Source organism: Halalkalibacterium halodurans, from assembly GCF_004376175.1.
Taxonomy (GTDB): domain Bacteria; phylum Bacillota; class Bacilli; order Bacillales; family Bacillaceae_D; genus Halalkalibacterium; species Halalkalibacterium halodurans.
This window is the reverse complement of the sequence record NZ_SNUY01000075.1, coordinates 1-18414: the sequence shown is the minus strand read 5'-3', so window position 1 is coordinate 18414 and position 18414 is coordinate 1. Positions and strand designations below refer to the sequence as shown.

Annotated in this window: 21 protein-coding genes and 1 tRNA gene; 18 read left to right on the top strand and 4 right to left on the bottom strand. The window is 43.4% G+C overall.

Annotated elements, in window-relative coordinates:
* The first annotated feature begins 149 nt into the window (after positions 1-149).
* The 3 genes from E2L07_RS17980 to E2L07_RS17970 all read left to right on the top strand — a co-directional run bounded on the left by E2L07_RS17980 (position 150) and on the right by E2L07_RS17970 (position 3326).
* Positions 150-1430, top strand: a complete 1281-nt coding sequence (locus E2L07_RS17980; protein WP_134230243.1) for a dihydrolipoamide acetyltransferase family protein — start codon at positions 150-152, stop codon at positions 1428-1430.
* A gap of 268 nt (positions 1431-1698) precedes the next feature.
* On the top strand, positions 1699-2757 hold the full coding sequence (locus E2L07_RS17975) for a metal ABC transporter substrate-binding protein (RefSeq protein WP_134230242.1): 1059 nt from the start codon (positions 1699-1701) through the stop codon (positions 2755-2757).
* Between the two features lie 143 nt (positions 2758-2900).
* Positions 2901-3326, top strand: a complete 426-nt coding sequence (locus tag E2L07_RS17970; RefSeq protein WP_053430727.1) for a BrxA/BrxB family bacilliredoxin — start codon at positions 2901-2903, stop codon at positions 3324-3326.
* 54 nt (positions 3327-3380) lie between these two features.
* Here the strand turns inward: E2L07_RS17970 and E2L07_RS17965 are convergent, their stop codons facing one another.
* Entirely contained in the window at positions 3381-4541 is a 1161-nt protein-coding gene (locus E2L07_RS17965; RefSeq protein WP_134230241.1) for an ROK family transcriptional regulator, read from the bottom strand.
* 228 nt (positions 4542-4769) lie between these two features.
* On the opposite strand from E2L07_RS17965, the gene xylA reads away from it, so the two are divergent.
* The 3 genes from xylA to E2L07_RS17950 all read left to right on the top strand — a co-directional run bounded on the left by xylA (position 4770) and on the right by E2L07_RS17950 (position 8823).
* Complete coding sequence (xylA, locus tag E2L07_RS17960) at positions 4770-6092, top strand: xylose isomerase (protein ID WP_010898905.1); 1323 nt, start codon at positions 4770-4772, stop codon at positions 6090-6092.
* 37 nt (positions 6093-6129) lie between these two features.
* Complete coding sequence (xylB, locus tag E2L07_RS17955; RefSeq protein ID WP_010898904.1) at positions 6130-7626, top strand: xylulokinase; 1497 nt, start codon at positions 6130-6132, stop codon at positions 7624-7626.
* Positions 7627-7776: 150 nt separating this feature from the next.
* Positions 7777-8823 carry an aldose epimerase family protein gene (locus tag E2L07_RS17950; RefSeq protein ID WP_053430731.1) on the top strand — a complete coding sequence of 349 codons (1047 nt, stop codon included), beginning with the start codon at positions 7777-7779 and terminating at the stop codon, positions 8821-8823.
* Between the two features lie 64 nt (positions 8824-8887).
* Here E2L07_RS17950 and E2L07_RS17945 read toward each other — a convergent pair whose 3' ends face one another.
* A complete protein-coding gene (locus tag E2L07_RS17945) occupies positions 8888-10492 on the bottom strand; it encodes a glutathione ABC transporter substrate-binding protein (RefSeq protein WP_134230240.1) in 1605 nt (534 codons plus the stop codon).
* Between the two features lie 190 nt (positions 10493-10682).
* On the opposite strand from E2L07_RS17945, the gene E2L07_RS17940 reads away from it, so the two are divergent.
* The 7 genes from E2L07_RS17940 to E2L07_RS17915 all read left to right on the top strand — a co-directional run bounded on the left by E2L07_RS17940 (position 10683) and on the right by E2L07_RS17915 (position 15050).
* Positions 10683-11045, top strand: a complete 363-nt coding sequence (locus tag E2L07_RS17940) for a hypothetical protein (protein ID WP_010898901.1) — start codon at positions 10683-10685, stop codon at positions 11043-11045.
* A gap of 67 nt (positions 11046-11112) precedes the next feature.
* Positions 11113-11187: transfer RNA gene (locus E2L07_RS17935), tRNA-Arg, on the top strand.
* 129 nt (positions 11188-11316) lie between these two features.
* Positions 11317-11886 carry a sensor histidine kinase gene (locus E2L07_RS21350; RefSeq protein WP_243854996.1) on the top strand — a complete coding sequence of 190 codons (570 nt, stop codon included), beginning with the start codon at positions 11317-11319 and terminating at the stop codon, positions 11884-11886.
* 60 nt (positions 11887-11946) lie between these two features.
* The gene (locus E2L07_RS21345) at positions 11947-12420 is read left to right on the top strand and encodes a Spo0B domain-containing protein (RefSeq protein ID WP_243854995.1); all 474 of its coding nucleotides are present in this window, start codon (positions 11947-11949) and stop codon (positions 12418-12420) included.
* An 11-nt stretch (positions 12421-12431) separates the two neighbouring features.
* Entirely contained in the window at positions 12432-12923 is a 492-nt protein-coding gene (dctP, locus tag E2L07_RS17925) for a TRAP transporter substrate-binding protein DctP (RefSeq protein WP_134230239.1), read from the top strand.
* Positions 12924-13059: 136 nt separating this feature from the next.
* Positions 13060-14277, top strand: coding sequence for an MFS transporter (locus tag E2L07_RS17920; protein ID WP_134230238.1), 1218 nt, complete (start codon positions 13060-13062; stop codon positions 14275-14277).
* A gap of 176 nt (positions 14278-14453) precedes the next feature.
* Positions 14454-15050, top strand: a complete 597-nt coding sequence (locus tag E2L07_RS17915; RefSeq protein ID WP_134230237.1) for an NAD(P)H-dependent oxidoreductase — start codon at positions 14454-14456, stop codon at positions 15048-15050.
* A gap of 69 nt (positions 15051-15119) precedes the next feature.
* Here E2L07_RS17915 and E2L07_RS17910 read toward each other — a convergent pair whose 3' ends face one another.
* Complete coding sequence (locus E2L07_RS17910; RefSeq protein WP_053430755.1) at positions 15120-16028, bottom strand: DMT family transporter; 909 nt, start codon at positions 16026-16028, stop codon at positions 15120-15122.
* 84 nt (positions 16029-16112) lie between these two features.
* Positions 16113-16685 carry an LOG family protein gene (locus tag E2L07_RS17905; protein ID WP_134230236.1) on the bottom strand — a complete coding sequence of 191 codons (573 nt, stop codon included), beginning with the start codon at positions 16683-16685 and terminating at the stop codon, positions 16113-16115.
* A gap of 140 nt (positions 16686-16825) precedes the next feature.
* On the opposite strand from E2L07_RS17905, the gene E2L07_RS17900 reads away from it, so the two are divergent.
* From E2L07_RS17900 to E2L07_RS17885, 5 genes are all read left to right on the top strand, one after another.
* Positions 16826-17368 (top strand): DUF3221 domain-containing protein, encoded by a 543-nt coding sequence (locus tag E2L07_RS17900; protein WP_053430756.1) that lies wholly within the window; start codon positions 16826-16828, stop codon positions 17366-17368.
* A gap of 67 nt (positions 17369-17435) precedes the next feature.
* Complete coding sequence (locus tag E2L07_RS17895) at positions 17436-17762, top strand: YnfA family protein (RefSeq protein WP_010898892.1); 327 nt, start codon at positions 17436-17438, stop codon at positions 17760-17762.
* 46 nt (positions 17763-17808) lie between these two features.
* Positions 17809-17976 carry a hypothetical protein gene (locus E2L07_RS21340; protein ID WP_243854998.1) on the top strand — a complete coding sequence of 56 codons (168 nt, stop codon included), beginning with the start codon at positions 17809-17811 and terminating at the stop codon, positions 17974-17976.
* Positions 17966-18037 (top strand): hypothetical protein, encoded by a 72-nt coding sequence (locus tag E2L07_RS21335; RefSeq protein ID WP_243854997.1) that lies wholly within the window; start codon positions 17966-17968, stop codon positions 18035-18037. The genes E2L07_RS21340 and E2L07_RS21335 overlap by 11 nt, the downstream gene beginning before the upstream one ends.
* A gap of 173 nt (positions 18038-18210) precedes the next feature.
* On the top strand, positions 18211-18414 hold a 204-nt coding region (locus tag E2L07_RS17885; protein WP_208401959.1), incomplete at its 3' end, for a UPF0236 family transposase-like protein.

The window sequence follows — 18414 nt, the reverse complement described above, 5'->3', positions numbered from 1 at the left end:
TTTCTGGAATTGGGTGTTTGGTAACCTCAATTATCTACAGAAATCAGGGAGTGGCAATTTTTTTGCTTATAAAGCCCTCTAACATAGGATTTAATAGCCTATTTTATATAAAGTTTTGACAATACGTTAGTAGAAGGGGAGGTTAAAATATGGCGACTGAAATTACGATGCCCCAACTAGGTGAAAGTGTAACTGAAGGGACGATTAGCCGTTGGCTCGTCAAACCTGGAGATAAAGTCAATAAATACGATCCGTTAGCTGAAGTGTTAACAGATAAAGTAAATGCTGAAATTCCTTCCTCCTTTTCAGGTACCATTCAGGAACTACTCGTAGAAGAGGATGAAACGGTAGCGGTCGGTCACGTGATTTGTACGATGAATGTGGAAGGGGAGGCGGTTGAGGCTGAAACGAATGATACCAGCGTGTCTTCTGCCGAAACCACTGAGAGCCCAACCGAGACTCAGGAACAATCGACTTCAGCTAAAAAGCGCTACTCGCCAGCTGTTCTCCGTTTGGCAGAAGAGCATGATATTGATCTGACCCATGTGACTGGATCAGGGAAAGGCGGACGGATTACACGGAAAGATCTACAAGCGATTATCGAGGGTGGCGACATACCAAAAGCGGCGTCGATGACGGAACAGAAAACAGCTCTTGTACAGGAGACTATGCCATTGACAGAAAAGGTACAGGAACCTGTCCAAGTGCCAACTGTGTCAGGGGATGTTGAAATCCCTGTTTCCGGTGTACGAAAAGCAATAGCGCAAAACATGGTGAAAAGTAAGCACGAAGCCCCTCATGCATGGACGATGGTGGAAGTGGATGTAACGAACCTCGTCCAACTGCGGAATCAATTGAAGGAAGGCTTTAAGAAAAAAGAAGGCTTCAATTTAACCTTTTTACCATTCTTTATCAAAGCCGTCGTTGAAGCATTGAAGGCGTACCCTCAGCTAAATTCCATGTGGGCAGGGGATAAAATCATACAAAAGAAAGACATAAACATATCCCTGGCTGTTGCCACAGATGATGCGTTATTCGTGCCGGTGATCAAGCATGCCGATGAGAAAACAATCAAAGGCCTTGCTCGGGAAGTGAATGAACTCGCACATAAAGTTCGTACAGGAAAAGTGACAAGTAGTGATATGCAGGGCGGCACCTTTACGGTTAACAATACAGGCTCTTTCGGATCTGTCCTTTCCACTCCAATCATAAACCATCCGCAAGCTGCGATTTTATCGGTAGAGTCGATTGTGAAACGACCAGTTGTCATTGAATCAGAAGCAGGGGACATGATCGCGATTCGCAGCATGGTCAATCTCTGCCTCTCACTTGACCATCGCGTACTAGATGGGCTTATATGCGGGCGCTTCCTAGCAAAGGTTAAAAACATTTTAGAAAACATGACCATTGAAAATACGTCTATCTATTAAGGAATGAAAAGAAGGCCAACAAGTAGGTCTTCTTTTTTCCTTTTTTAAAAAAGTTCATATAAGAGAAACGATCGCCTCCGCTAGTAAGACTTGGCGGGAGGCTTGGAATCAGATTCATTTTGGAGGTCAGAAGTCTCGTCTATGACTTTTGTAGCTTGTTATTGGCTCGTTGCTAGAAAGAAATTCGTTCAAACTTGTTTACAAATCGTAACTATTCCGATATAATTCAACGTGTGATAAATCGGAACGGTTACGGAAGGGGAGAGCGATGAAAAAGAAATGGTTGGGCCTTCTTCTAGCTGTACCTATGATTCTTACAGCTTGCGGAGGACAAGAAACAGCAGAGGAAAAGGAAGCAGTAGAACCTGAAGAAACAAAACAAGCGGTAGATCCACTACAGCTATATACGACGATTTTCCCACTTGAAGACTTTGCAAAGAAAATTGGAGGCGAGGAAGTAGAAGTAACAAACCTCGTTCCTGTTGGAGCAGATGCTCATACGTATGAACCGACGGCTCGCGCGATGATTGAAGTGGCTGAAGGGGATGCTTTCATTTACAATGGTGCAGGGCTTGAAGGCTTTGCTGATAAAGTGATTGAAGCGTTGGATGGAGAAAATGTTTTAATCGTTAAAGCCTCAGACGGTATTGAGTTAATACCAGGAGATGACCATAGCCATGAGGAGCACGGTCACGGGGAAGATGATCACGACCATAGCCATGAGGAGCACGGTCACGGGGAAGATGATCACGACCATAGCCATGAGGAGCACGGTCACGAGGAAGATGATCATCACCATCATCATGATGAGGACCCGCACGTATGGCTAGATCCTGTCCTTGCGATCACGTTAGCGGAAAATATTAAAGATGCCTTAGTCGAATTACGTCCCGATTCAGCCGACCAATTTGAAGCAAACTTTGAAGAAGTAAAGGCTGAATTAGAAGCGATCGATCAAGAATTTACGAGCATGATGGAAGAGGCTAGTCTAAACACGTTTATCGTCTCCCATGCAGGATATGGATATTGGGAGGAGCGTTATGGGCTTGAGCAAATTGGGATCGCTGGACTTTCACCAACCAACGAACCATCCCAACGTCAGCTTCAAGACATTATCGAATTAGCTGAAGAAAATGGAATTAATCATATTTTCTTCGAGCAAAACATGACGCCAAATGTTGCAGAAACAGTCCGCAATGAAGTGAACGCAGACGTTCTATACTTGCATAACTTGGAAGCGTTAGTTGATGAAGATGTGGACAACGGAGATGATTACTTTAGCCTCATGAGACGAAACATTGAAGCATTAAAAGAGGGATTGCAATAGCCTTAAGCCTAGGAGAGATCCTAGGCTTGCATGTTTTCGTCTAGGAAAAGCTTTTACCTGGACACGTGCTCAGATTGTTGGTTTTGCATGAGGTTCTAAGGTAGAATGGTAATGTAAAGAACGAAGGGGAGGTGTATTGTATCATGGAGTTTAATTTTTTCATGAATGATGTCGTACAAATGGCAAGGAAAGAGATGGTAGAAGCCGGCTATGATCAACTGACGACTCCTGAGGAAGTCGATGAGGTACTCAAGGAAAAAGGGACTGTGCTTGTCATGGTCAATTCTGTCTGTGGCTGTGCTGGAGGAATTGCTAGACCTGCCGCTGCCTACATGAAAAATTACGACAAAAAACCCGATCGCTTTGTGACCGTGTTTGCTGGGCAAGATAAAGAAGCAACGGCACGAGCGCGTGAATACTTTAAAGGCTATGCTCCATCTTCTCCGTCTTTTGCCTTGTTGAAGGATGGAGAGATTCAAATGATGGTCGAGCGTCATGAAATTGAAGGGCATGAACCGATTCAAGTCGTGCAAAAACTAGAAAAAGCATTTGATCAATATTGTTCATAATGGAATGAGGCTCTCTTCACATACATAATGGAAGAGGGCCTCATTTCATTACGACTATTCATGTTTTTTCTCTAAAAACGAATCAATCAACAGATAAGATACACCTAGGGAAATACCGTTTTCATTTAAATCGGAAAATTCAACTGATACTTGCTCCGCGTGAAATGATAACGCCCGATCGGCAACGGTTTGTTTAAGAGAGTGTTCAAGCCATGGACGTCCCTTGACCATGCGGTTCCCTACAACGACCAGTTCCGGATTTAACGCATTGATCATGTTGGCGATCCCTGTTCCAAGATACACTCCAATCTTCTGAAAGAGGTCAATCGCTGTCTGTTCACCCTTGCGTGCTTTTTCGAACAGATCATCCAATGTTAGCACTTCCTCATAAAGGGCTTCACCTTGCTGGAGAACAGCTTTTTCTGAGGCAAAGAGCTCCCAGCACCCTTTGTTCCCACACGTACATAGCGGCCCATTTGTTTCGATACTCATATGGCCAACTTCACCCGAATATCCACCCTTACCGCGGTACAGGGAGTTCCCGAAAATAATCCCACTTCCGATCCCGATGCCAATACTGAAAAAGATCATGTTCTCTGACTCCTTGCCTTTACCAAACACTTTCTCCCCTAAAGCACCGGCATTTGCTTCGTTTTCAACAGCAATGGGAAGCTGGAAATGCTCTTCTAATTGTTTTTTTAGAGGGATCTCTCGCCAATTTAAATTCGGGGCAAAGAGAACATCGCCCTCCTCATTCACAATTCCTGGAACAGCGACTCCGATTCCAATAATCCCATATGTAGAAGGAGGCGCCGCCTTCATTAACTGCTCGATCAGTTGAACCATTTGCTGATTCACATGGTCAAATTCCTTTACATGGAGAGACCATTCCACTTTTTCGATCACATTGCCAACTAAATCGGTCAACACACCCGAAAGGTAATTAACCGCAATGTTAATGCCAATCGCATACGCCGCTTTGTTTTGAAACATAAGCATGACAGGGCGGCGTCCACCACTTGATTCACCAGGCCCGACTTCATACACAAGGTTATCGGCGATTAATTCGGCTACGAGGCTAGAAACAGTCCCTTTGTTCAATCCAGTCGTCAAGGAAACTTGTGCTCTTGAGAGAGGCGCCTCTTTACGAATCGTCTGTAAAACAATTTGCTTATTCATTTGTTTAATGAAACGTTGATCACCAGTTACCGACATACATCACACCACTTTGATTAATATTAGACATTACACTTTGCGTACTATTATACATGGGTTTGCCGCTCAATGCATAAAGACGTTGTCACAGGATGTTTCTTAGACTAATGGATAAAATAAAAACTTAGTTTGTCTATTGAATAAACTAAGTATAAGTGATATACTCTCATTAGCGCAACAGTTTTATTTACAAGGTTGATAACGCTTACTTTCTAGGAGGGATTCTTAATGACATTTTTTAATGATGTAGAAAAGGTACAATATGAAGGACCGAGATCGACCAATCCATATGCATTCAAATATTACAACCCTGAGGAGATTGTCGCAGGCAAAACAATGGCTGAACACCTTCGCTTTTCCATCGCTTATTGGCATACGTTTGTCGGTGATGGCTCAGACCCATTTGGTGTTGGAACGATGCAGCGTCCATGGGATCAATATTCGGGTATGGATTTAGCGAAAGCTCGAGTGGAAGCAGCTTTTGAATTTTTTGAGAAGTTAAACGTTCCGTACTTCTGCTTTCATGATGTAGATGTGGCACCTGAAGGGGAGACGTTGGCAGACACTTATAAAAACCTAGACGAAATCGTGTTAATGATCAAGGATTATATGAAAACGAGTAAGACGAAATTGCTATGGAATACGGCAAACATGTTTACCCATCCGCGTTGGATCCATGGTGCTGCGACGTCACCAAATGCTGATGTGTACGCGTATGCAGCAGCGAAAGTGAAAAAAGGGTTGGAGATTGGGAAAGAGCTTGGCGCAGAAAACTACGTATTTTGGGGCGGACGCGAAGGATATGAAACGCTACTAAACACGAACATGAAGCTAGAGTTAGATAACCTTGCCCGCTTTTTCCATATGGCTGTTGATTATGCGAAGGAGATTGGATTCGACGCCCAATTTTTAATCGAACCAAAACCGAAAGAGCCAACAAAACATCAATACGACTTCGATGTGGCAACCGGGATCGCATTCCTAAAAACGCATGGACTCGATGAACATTTCAAATTCAACATTGAAGCGAACCATGCGACGCTTGCAGGTCATACGTTTGAACATGAGTTACATCTTGCCCGTATTCATGACATGTTGGGATCGGTGGATGCAAACCAAGGGGATACATTGCTTGGCTGGGATACCGATGAATTCCCGACAGACCTTTACACAACGACACTTGCCATGTACGAAATTTTAAAAAATGATGGCTTAGGGAAGGGCGGTTTGAATTTCGATGCAAAAGTAAGAAGGGGCTCCTTTGAAGCAAACGACCTTTTCCATGCCCATATTGCTGGGATGGACAGCTTTGCGATTGGATTAAAAGTGGCTAATCAATTGCTTGAAGATCGCGTCCTTGAAGATGTGATTGACAATCGATACAAATCCTATCAATCTGGCATCGGCCAAAAGATTGCAAACAATGATACGAACTTGAAAGAGCTAGAGGCATACGCTCTATCTCTTGGGGAAATCAAACATTCTTCTGGACAACAAGAACGAATCAAAGCAACGTTAAATCAATATTTGCTAAGGGTAAACGAATATTAATCAGCGAAAGTGCTGGAAAAGAAGGGAGGTAGCTAGTTTGAGATATGTACTAGGCGTTGATCTAGGAACGAGCGCGGTTAAAGTGTTACTTGTCAATGAACGAGGGGAAGTGTGCAAGCAAGTCACAAAATCGTATCCGTTGTATCAAGACAAGCCCGGTTACAGTGAGCAAGACCCAGAAGATTGGCTAAATCAAACGATTGAAGCGATATCTGAAGTGACAAGCGAAGCAAGTGATCCAGAGGCGATCGATGGTATTAGCTTCTCTGGACAAATGCACGGCCTCGTTCTACTAGATCAGGAGCAACGCGTTCTGCGTCCAGCTATTTTATGGAATGATACACGTACAACGAACGAATGTCGGGAAATTGAGCAAACTCTAGGAAAAGAAACCCTACTAGCGATTGCGAAAAATCCTGCCCTAGAAGGGTTTACACTGCCGAAGCTATTATGGGTAAAAAAGTACGAGCCAGATGTTTTTGCTCGCGCCAACGTTTTTATGCTTCCAAAAGATTATGTCCGGTTTCGTTTAACAGGAAAGATTCATAGTGAGTATTCAGACGCTGCCGGAACTTTACTGTTCGATGTTGCTAAGAAAGAATGGAGTAAGGACATTTGTTCTTGCTTTGAATTGCCCATCAGCCTGTGTCCTCCAGTCGTCCCTTCAAGCGGGGAAGTCGGTGAACTGTTACCAGAGATTGCTGCGAAGACGGGACTGAAAAAAGATGTGCGCGTGTTTGCAGGCGGAGCAGATAATGCTTGTGGAGCAATTGGTGCAGGAATTTTAAAAGATGGCGCCACTCTTTGTAGCATCGGTACATCGGGTGTGGTCCTTTCCTATGAGCAAGCAGCTGATCAAGACTTCGCAGGCAAAGTGCATTATTTTAACCATGGAGAGGCAACGGCCTATTACACGATGGGTGTGACGCTAGCAGCTGGTTATAGCTTGAGTTGGTTTAAAGAGACATTTGCCCCAGAAGAGCCATTTGAAAACATAGTAAAGGAAATCGAAAAAAGTCCACCCGGAGCAAACGGACTTTTGTTTACCCCTTATATTGTAGGGGAACGGACGCCCCATGCTGACGCAACGATTCGCGGTAGCTTTATCGGTGTACACGCGGGTCACAAGCGGCATGATTTTACACGAGCCGTCATTGAAGGGATTACGTTTTCGCTAAACGAATCTATCGAGATTTTCCGAAAAAATGGAAAAGATATTTCTACCGTTGTCTCAATCGGTGGAGGGGCTAAAAGCCCTGCTTGGCTTCAACTGCAAGCAGACATCTTTCAAGCGAAAGTAATTAAACAATCCAGTGAACAGGGGCCAGGGCTCGGTGCGGCTATGTTAGCAGCCTATGGACTTGGATGGTACGATTCCTTAGCTGATTGTGCTGAAGCTTGGGTCAAAGAACAAGAATCATATGAGCCAAACGCTGAAAAAGGGAAAGCATATGAAGAGCTATTCACCCTTTATCGCCACGTATATGAGCAAACATATGAATTAAATCACGGTTTAAGTAAATTTAGAGAATAGAAAGCAAGATTGAGAAAAAGCAGGTGCCTGTGACGGTGCCTGCTTCGACCATTTACGACAAAAATAATGGCGTTTTCAGCAAATGAAAAGGGTTTCAGTGTTCCAGTGTGGAAATGTAAGAGGGATATTTTTAATTTATGAGGTGGAGACATGCAAATAACAACACGAATTTTTGCCGAAACAAATGGTGAAAGCGTTCGCGCATTTACGATGACAAACGACCACGGGATGGAAGTTACATGCATCGAATATGGTTGTATCATTACAGAGCTTAAAACCCCTGATCGTCATGGGAATCTAGAGAACATCGTCCTTGGATTTGACCGTATGGATGATTATGAAAAGCACTCTCAATATTTCGGAGCGGTCATTGGCCGAGTCGCAGGTCGAATTGCCAACGGTGAATTTATGTTAGACAACCAATCCTATACACTCGCTAATAATGAAGGAGAAAACCACCTTCATGGCGGAGAAAAAGGATTTGATAAAGTTGTTTGGAAAGGGGAGACGATCGACTCACAGGACGAAGTTGGCGTCGAATTTTCCTATATTAGCCGTGATGGAGAAGAAGGATACCCGGGCACTCTTTCCATGAGCGTGCGTTATATGCTCAATAACGACAATGAGTTAAAAGTGATGTACAGCGGAAAAGCGGATCAAAAAACGTTAGTAAACGTCACCAATCATTCGTACTTTAATTTAAGTGGGAATCTCAAACGAGACATTTTAGAGCATGAATTGACGCTGAAAAGTTCCCAATTTTTGCAGCTTAATGATCAGTTGCTACCGACGGGAACGGTGCTAGACGTAGTAGACACCCCATTTGATTTTCGTAACGGTCGAAAAATTATCGATGGGACGAAAGCGACATATGAGCAAAATGTCATTGTCGGTAATGGATACGACCATCCATTTAAGCTTGATACAAACCTGCAGCAAGAAATCCGTTTGGTAGACGAAGAAAGTGGGCGTTGCTTGGAAATGGAAACGACCGAGCCGTGTGTGGTCCTTTATACTGGGAATGCGCTTCAAGAAGGGGTTCCGATTCGTGGGGTCAGATCGCGAAAATATTTAGCTCTTTGCTTGGAAACACAAGGGTTTCCTGATGCCATCCATCATCCCGACTTGCCGTCAATTGTGCTGGAAGAAGGAGAGGAGTACCTGTCGACGACAACTTACCGATTCCGAACGGTGTGATTTAGGGAAAGCACATCTCCTATGTTAGGGGATGTGCTTCAATGTTGTATGATCGAACAAGCCTTTACTCTTCCTTTAGCGTAACATCACGTAAAAAGTAAAAGCCGCTCGGGTATTGGAAAAATCCTTCTACTTCGTTTCGTACTCCGGCAATGGAATCAGGGTAGTAGAGATAGGCATAAGGTGATTGCTCCGCAAGTACATTTTGCGCTTTTCGATAGAGCTCTAAGCGCTCCTCTTCGTCGGTTGCTTGACGCGCATTATCAAGTAGTTGATCAAGCTCATCGTGTTCAATGAACGAACGATTGCCGGCAGATCCTTTGTTTGAGGAGTGGAAGACGGGATATAAGCCATAATCTCCGTCCATTGTCACAGTTCCCCAGCTGCCGAGAAACAGTTCAGACTCCCCGTTTCCAGCCCGTTCAAGATACGTTCCAAATTCAAACATATCGATGGAGACGTCGATGCCTATCTCAGATAGTTGGTATTGAATCATCTCCGCTAAATCTTGGCGTTCTCTGTCATCATCGGTTAATAACGTAGTGGGGAAGCCATCAGGATATCCGGCTTCAGCTAATAAATCTTTAGCCATTTCTCGATCAAAGGTGATTTTGTCGATTTGCTCACTGAATCCAAACACGTCGGGGGCGATAGGGCCATCTGCGCGAATCCCAATTCCGCTCACAACCCCATCGAGAATCCCATCCTTATCGATGGCCATATGGATCGCTTGACGTACCTTCGGATCATCGAAAGGTTCTACTTCCGTGTTAAATCCTAAATAAACCATACGTGTACTATTCGCTTGCTCTAAATAGGTATCAGGTCCATTTTCGATACGTTCAGCGTCGCTAGGGTTTACAGGGTAGGTAAGATGAATCCCACCTGTTTCGAGTTCTGCAATCCGGGTCAAATCTTCAGGAATCACTTGAAATGTAACCGTATCTACCTTTGCCAGTTCATCTCCCCAATAGTTCTCATGGCGGCTTAAGGTCACCGACTGCCCTGGAGTTCGGTCTTCAAACTTAAAATAGCCTGTCCCAATAGGGCGCTCATTTGTGGGCGTAAAGGCATCTTCACCTTTCTCTAGCGCTTCGTAGGACGCTTCAATGGAACCCATACTAATAATGCTACCACCAGGATGGGCGAGATGAGACGGTAGAGGGGCAAAAGGGAATTCGGTCTCAAAATGAACAGTATAGTCGTCAATGACTTTCACTTCGGTAATCATGTTAAATAAAAAGGCGACAGGGGAACCGATTTCTGGATCACGAATCCGATCGAAGTTTGCCTTTACAACCTCAGCATTTAATTGAGAACCGTCATGGAATTGAACGTCTTTTCGTATTGATGCTTCCCACGTTGTCTCTCCGATTTGCACAAGGCTTTCTGCTAATCCAGGGGCAATTTCTAAGTTTTTGTCTAAGTAGACGAGTCTGTCGTACATGTTCGAATTGATTGAGTTTGAAACATTCTCATTTGCGCCGTGAGGGTCGAGCGAAACCGGGTCGTTCATGACGCCAATCTGTAAGTTTCCACCTGTTTCCTGCAAGTTTTCACCCGTCTCCTCTTCTTTACTACTAGACGGTTCAGTAGAGTTGCTACATGCAGTTAAGAGAGCCGTCATAAGTATGAGCAATAAAAACAATAAGCATCCCCTTTTGTTCATAATCATCCCTCCAAAACCAGTTATTTCTATAATCGAATTATACAAGATGTTGCGACGGAATCATAGAAACATCGGAGATTTTCTATCAATCTCTCAACAAAATGCTTCTTTTCGACCATAATAAAGAGAAAATGAACCTTGTCTGTATTTGTGTTATAATAACGAAGAATTTAGTAAAGGAGCGTGTTCCATGCAAGCGTTATATGATCAACTGCAAGTATATTTAAACATGGATGAAGAAATTTCGTTTAAAGAATTTGATGATTTCTATAAAAAAGTGGTAAAAGAACTCGGTGACTCACATGAATCCTTTGATGAAGATATGCTTTGGAAAGCGTTGTTTATCGTGGAAAACATCATGTCCAACGCCGATGAACGGGCGAAAGAATCAAAGGGAAGTGAAGCAAAAAAATATCGGAAAATTGTTCAACGACTTCAACTTTGGGCAAAAAATTTAGGCGGACGTCTTGGAGCACTCGGTTATAATGAAGAAGATGTGAACGAACGTTTCAATCAAATGTTTGAAGAAGGAACGCCTGCACAGAAAGGATAATAATTAAGGGAGAAATCTTGACAAGTTCTCCCTTATCCTTTATATTAATATATGTCGTTCAATACGTGCGCCTATGGTGAAAGGGATATCACACGAGATTCCGGTTCTCGCGTTGTGGGTTCGAATCCTGCTAGGCGCGCCATACATAATGAATTGTTAAGCTTTGAGCTCAAGCTCAAGGCTTTTTTACTTTAGTGTGCAGCCGTAGGATAAAAGAATCATTCTTTATGGTATAGTAATAAGAAAGCGATACAGTAGGGAGAGAGCCGACGTGCGTCTGTTTCGACAATTATCGATCCAGTGGAAAATAACCATCCTATCTTTTGGGATTGTCGCCTTTGCGTTAATGATGGTTAGTATAAGCCTCCTTGGATATGTAACCTCTATAAAGGAAGACGAGCTCTCCAATCGCACGATGATTACCGCGCAGCTAGTTGCACAAAACCATACGGTGCAACAATGGGTAGATGCTAAACCAGAGGAAGCTTCTAGAACGTTGCAGCCGATTGTGGAACGAATCCGGGTCATCAATGATCATGATTACATTGTTTTGCTTAATATGGATCGGATTCGGATCACTCATCCGATTCCTGAACGTTTGCAGACACCTTTTGTTGGCGGGGATGAAGATCCGGCGTTTGCCGAACATATTTATTTGTCGAAAGCAAAGACAGAAGGTGTCGTTACGGTTCGCGCCTTTATGCCGATCTTGAATCAGCAAAGAGAGCAAGTTGGAGTGGCCGTTGTTGGCAGTGTGTTGCCTTCCTATGCCGATATGATCCAAGAGTTTTGGCAACCGGCCTTGTTGATTGGACTAATTACCGCTCTCTTCGGTTTTTAGGGATCCTGGCTGCTCGCTAGTCATATTAAACGCCAAACCTTTAATATGGAACCTGATGAATTGGCCCACTTGCTTGTGGAACGGGACGCGTCTTTCAACGCAATTCATGAAGGGGTTGTCGCCATTAACAAGCACGAGAAAATTACGATTATGAACGAAGCAGCGAGACGAATGCTCGGGGTAAAAGAGAAGGCGATAGGTCGTAACATTCACGAAGTCATTCCTGATACGAAATTGCCGGAAATTCTTTCGATTGGAAAGCCACTATACCGGCGGGAGTTTTACATTCAAGGTCGACTCGTTTTTAGCAACCGTATTCCGATTCAGATTGACGGCGAGACGGTTGGTGCGATTGCGATTTTTCAAGATAAGTCAGACGTTGATCGCTTAGCCGAGGAGTTAACAGGCGTTCAAGCATTCGTCGATGCCCTACGCGTACAAAATCATGAATATTCAAATAAGCTGCATACGATCGCTGGCTTGATTCAATTAGATGAAAGGAAGAAAGCGCTTCAATACATCCGGAAGATTTAGAAGGGTTAAGCATGCGTGTCATGCCAAGCGAAGCCTTGATGAAAACATTTGACCATTTCGGCGGCATCCCTAAGCCTTTTGCTTTTAATGAAGTATATGAACGGCTGAGTGAAGGTGCCATTGATGGAACGGAAAACTCGCTTACTAACATTTATTCAAAGAAATTTTACCGTCAACAAGCGTATATGACAAAGAGTAATCATAATTATTTAGGCTATGCGATTCTTATGGATCAAACGGTCTGGGATAAGCTCCCGATTGAGTATCAAACGGCCATTGAAGATGCGATGGCTGAAACAACTATGTGGCTTAGGGACCATGTTAACGAATTGAATGAAGGGATTTATGAATTATTAAAAGAAAGTGATCAAATTGAAGTATACGAGTTGACGCCAGAAGAAAAACAGCAGTGGAAAGAAGCCGTTCTCCCGATCTATGAGTACTATGAACGACAAATCGGAGAGGATCTGTTTGAAAAAGTCCGCCAATTGCAATCGGAATGAACAGTTAAAAAGCACATGTCAGTTGAAGACATGTGTTTTTTAGGTTATTTTTATACTTACTATACAATTTAGTTTACTAACTAGATTGGTTGATGATAATCTAGAAGAAGATTCCAAATGATTGCAGGTGTAGATTATGAAAGGTAGCTTATTGCTTCTTTCCAATGGGTTTGAAAAGCTTAGTTCGATTTTTTATACGATGATTTTTACGTTTTATTTGTATGAAGCGACTCGGTCGGTCACGTTATCGACTTTGGTTACATTGGTGAGCCTTATAGCGATGACACTAGGCTCTTTTCTTGTACCAGTGACATCCACACTCGGAAAAACAACCGTCATCCTCTTCATTGGACAGTTAACTCAAGCAGCTACCGTTTTTATCGTTTCGGTTTTCCTTTTCTTTGGATGGGAGCAGCAATGGGGGATTCTTAGTTCTGTCTTTGTCATTGGGCTTCTCTCTGGAATGATTGGACCGAGTAAACGAGCGATTCTACCTGCAATCACTAAGGAACAACAGAGGTTGCGAATGAACAGTCTCTTTGCAACAGTTGGCGAAATCATTTCCTTCCTCGGCTGGATTGCAGGCGGTGTCCTTATCGCATTCTTTGGAAATATGCTGCTACTCGTAATATGCGGATTTCTTTTAAGTGTGGCTGCAGTTCTTAGTCTACTCATCAATCTCGATTTACGAATCGGGATGAACACTTCAGGATTAAAAGGATTTTTTAGTGGATGGATAAACTTAATAAAGCACCGGGACATTCGTTTTCTTACGGTGATCGACGTGCTCGAGAGCATAGGGAGCGCCGTTTGGATCGGCGGGATTACACTCGCATTCGTTGTGGAAATCTTAGAACTCGGCGAGACGTGGTGGGGATATATTAACAGTGCCTATTTTCTTGGTACGATAGGCGGCGGAGTTCTAATCGCTCTCTTGAGTCGTTACGTTAATCAATCCAAATTAACGTCCCTTGCTATTGGCTCGTTTGGCGTAGGAGTGCTTACACTGTTGTATGGGCTAAATACGATCCCGCTTTTGGCTCTCATCCTTGTCATCTTGATCGGACCATTTTATGTGATGCGATTGACAACAGAAGAAACCATTTTTCAAGAGGTTGTACCGGCTGGCGAGCTTGAGAAAACATACGCAGCCAAAGGAAACCTCTCCTATGTCGCGTTCTGCCTCTCGATCCTGCTGATGGGATTTCTTGCCGATACATTTGGGCCAGCTACCGTCTATTTTATCTCTGGTATAGGATATGTGATCTCAAGTATGCTCGTGTTCCTCTATCGCAGGCCATCCGTTTTTTCTGGGCTTCCATCTAGTCGAACAAACAAGACAAAACATACTTGAGACGCCTCTCGTAAAAGAATCTAGTGGAGAAATCCTTGCTGCGATCTATAGAGCGAGACTGTAACCCCCTGTTCATGATGGGAAGAGGAAGGTTTTATCACTTGTGGATAGAATATATATTAATTGATTGGTAGGTTCCCATTCAGCTAAAAAATAATCTCTCGGGAGGTTGTTAAATGAACCATCTTATTATTTACGCTCATCCACACCCAGAAAGCTTAAATCACGCGATCTTGGATACAGCGGTGCATGCATTGAAGAAAAATGGTCACGAGGTCATTGTGCGAGATTTATATGCCCTTCATTTTCAGCCTGTACTTACACCGGAGGATATATCTGTGATGAATGCTGGAGAAATTCCTCAAGATATTAAAACGGAACAGGAGTATATTACTCAGGCCGACGTCATAACCTTCATCTATCCTATTTGGTGGACTGGATTACCTGCCATCCTTAAAGGGTATATTGACCGAGTGTTTTCTTACGGTTTCGCTTATGAAATAGGTGAAAATGGAGAGGTCATAAGAATGTTGACAGGGAAGAAAGGGCTGATTATCAACACATTTGGTCATCCAAAGGAATATTATGATGAAATTGGGATGACAAACGGTTTGAAAATCACATCTGATACGGGGATTTTTGAATTTGTTGGAGTTGAACCAACAGACCATTTACTATTTGGGAGTGTAGGTTCGCTAAATGAAGAAGCCTATAAAGGAATGTTAAAGGAAGTTGAAGAGAGAGTTCATAGTTTATTTCCGGCATCCATGTAGGAACGGTTAAATTCTTTGGCTATCTTGAAAGGTCTCTTCACATGTCCTTCCAAGATAGCCTCTCTATTCTTATGAAACTCGCTCTTCGTCTTGTCCATACTTCAAGCGATGTTGTTGCTGAAGCAGGAAGAAAAACACACCGCTTAAAACGAACAGGCTTCCGATCACTTGCCAGACGTTGAGTCTTTCGCCGAGAAAAACAATGGCGAGCGCCGTCGCTCCTACCGGCTCACCCAAAATGCTCATGGAGATCGTCGTTGCATTCACATAGTTCAAGAGCCAATTATGAATGACATGGGCGATGGTCGGTACGATCGCAAGTAACAGAAAAATGCCCCATTCTTGTAGGTCGTAGCCAGTGAACGGAACGCTTGTGATCAAATTATAGATCGTTAATAGGAGAGCTGCAAAGGCAAACACCGAAAAGCTATAAATCCAATGGGAGACTTTTTTAACGACGGATTGACCGATGATTAAATAGCAGACAACGGCTATGACGCTTAAAAAGGAAAGAAGGTCGCCGATAATTGCTTGCTGGCTTAATCCGATATCTCCCCATCCAACCATGATGGCACCAAGAACAGCGACGGCCATCGTCACGAGAATGTGCCGGCTTGCTCGCTCTTTAAAGAAGATAAAACCTAGTGAAAGGGCAACGATAGGCTGAAGAGCTAAAATAATCGTAGAGCTTGCTACGGTTGTAAGCTTCAACGAACCGAACCATAGGGCAAAGTGAAGGGCGAGAAACAGGCCAGCACCGAAAAAGAGTAGCCAATCATTTTTCGTTAACCGCTTGAACTCATCTCGTTTGCCCCAGACAATCGGTACTAGCAGAAAGCAGGCAAAATACATGCGATACATACTTAAAATTGTCGCGGGTGCCTCAGACCATTTGACAAAGATCGCAGCAAAGGAGATGGCGATAATCGAAAGGACAAGTGGGACGATGATCGATGGGTTGGTTTGTTCATTATTCACTTACATTTCTCCTTGCGACAACGAAATCGTGCTTCATATTGATCTTCGATTCTTCGCTCCTTAAAAGCTGGAGCTAGTACAATGTTATGATTTTGTATGGGCCCACTTGTTGACCGTTTGATATTCAAATGATTGAAGACGATCGAAGAGGATGTTCATATCTTCCTCAACAATAAGCTGCTCGAGGCAGGTAGATGAGAGAAATCCTTCGTTTACTGTATGGTCTAACATTTGCAGTAATGGCTGGAAGAACCTATTGATGTTAAAAACAGCAACAGGCTTTTCATGGTAGCCAATTTGCTGCCATGTAAAAATTTCAAATAGCTCCTCTAAAGTCCCGATCCCTCCTGGAAGAGTAACAAACGCATCGCTCCGCTCATACATTAATTGTTTACGTTCATGCATCGTCTCTACGATTAGAAGTTCACTTAATTCGATCGATGGGACGTTTTCGACAATCTTTTTCGGGATGATTCCGGTGACGCGCCCGCCGTTATCTAAAACCGATTGAGCTAAGACACCCATTAACCCTGCATTGCCTCCTCCGTAGATCACTTCCCATCCTTGTTTACCGATCTGTTCACCAAGCGCCCGGACTTGCTCCGCATAGATCGGGTGTTGACCAAGGGAGGAACCGGAAAATAAACAAATTTTCATCTTACATCACTACCTTTCCATCTATTAGTTTAATCGTATTTGTTTTGAAAGTAAAAGATGTATTCGAAATCTTTTGACGAGCTGCAACCCTGATGCTTTTTATTTCGTATTACTAATAGAGGGACAGGAGGGATTTTAAGATGAAGCACTTATTTTATAGCGTTACGTTTTTTATCGTTCTTGTTGGCATCAGTGGCTGTGGTACAGGCAATCATGAGGTAGACGCAGAAGGAGCCGCTGAGGATGTGGACGTGGAATCTGCCTCTATTATTGGTTACGTTGTGGACGTAAATGAAGAGACGACGCTCGTTGTGAGCATAGAAGCTGAACGATTTGACGACAGTGGAGGGAAAGAAGAATTTCACAATGCGATTCGCTTTTATCATATGCCTATCGAAGTTGAAATTGGTGAACGGATTGCTGTTTGGGCTGAGGGGGCGATCGCTTATTCTTATCCAGCACAAGCGGAGGTAGCTGATGTGGTTGTCTTGGAAGAAAAAAAGCCAGAGGGAGCAAAATTGTCCGAGAAGGAAGTCATTCAACGAGTGTTGTCAGAACAGGAGGAAAGCGCCCTATTAACATCCATTACCTTCGACAAAGAGTCGTCTCATTGGAATGTGCACTTACAAAATCTCTTCGGTCAAAAGCATGAACGGATCATTGATGAAAATAAACTTGATTAAAATGAATGAATCGTTGCCTACCTTCATGTATCATCATAGAAGAAGCTAAAAGGGAGGTGGGGATCGAATGGTGATGGCCACAACGCTTTTCTTGCTAGCTGGGTTAGCGGAAATTGGCGGTGGATATTTAATATGGCTTTGGCTTCGGGATGGAAAGCCTGTCTATCTTGGATTATTTGGCGCGGTCGCTCTTGCCCTCTATGGTGTGATCGCTACGTTTCAAGCATTTCCGTCATTCGGACGTGTCTATGCAGCTTACGGTGGAGTCTTTATTTTCCTTGCTGTTTTATGGGGCTGGTGGATAGATGGAAAAGCCCCTGATACATATGATTGGATCGGTGCCGTTATTTGCTTAGTGGGCGTAGGGATTATGCTGTGGGCGCCGAGGCCGTAGAAGGCGAGGGCTATAGTGAAATCGAAACAAATGAGTGAATATCGTCATGAACGTAATGAACCGATTTCAGAAGCGGATGTCAATAGAGCAGGAGAAGGTGACAGACCAAATGAGAGAAAAAGAAAAAATGTACCGGCTGTATGCTCGCAAACAAGCAACGGCCGGTCCATGTCGTCTACGAGGATCAGCTCGTTTGTGGCATCTTGGATCATGATCCTTTTCACGAAGGGCATACGTTACTCATTCCTAAAGCCCATGTGATAGAGTATGAGTAAAATGTTTGTGGGAGAAGAAAAAACCTCCTCATCCAAGTAATGGAAATTTCCGTTACTTGGATGAGGAGGCCACCAAGCGAAAGCGCGGTAGGGTTTAAGCAAAATGCATGAAAAAAGGGTCTCTCCTTGGTAGAATCATAGTCGACAAAAACCCGATTCAAAGGAGAAACCCTATGCAAAAGAATAACACAGAATACCCAACTTTAAAAGAACTTGAACAGCTAGTTTGGAGGAAGTTACAGGAAACCTTCTCAAGTGTGATGACCTGCATACTAGAGGAATATGACGAAGAAATTATGCAACAACGTGATAAGCAACGCTTCCATTATAAAGATAAACGGCCTCTAAAAATAGACAGTTTATTTGGTGAGATTGAG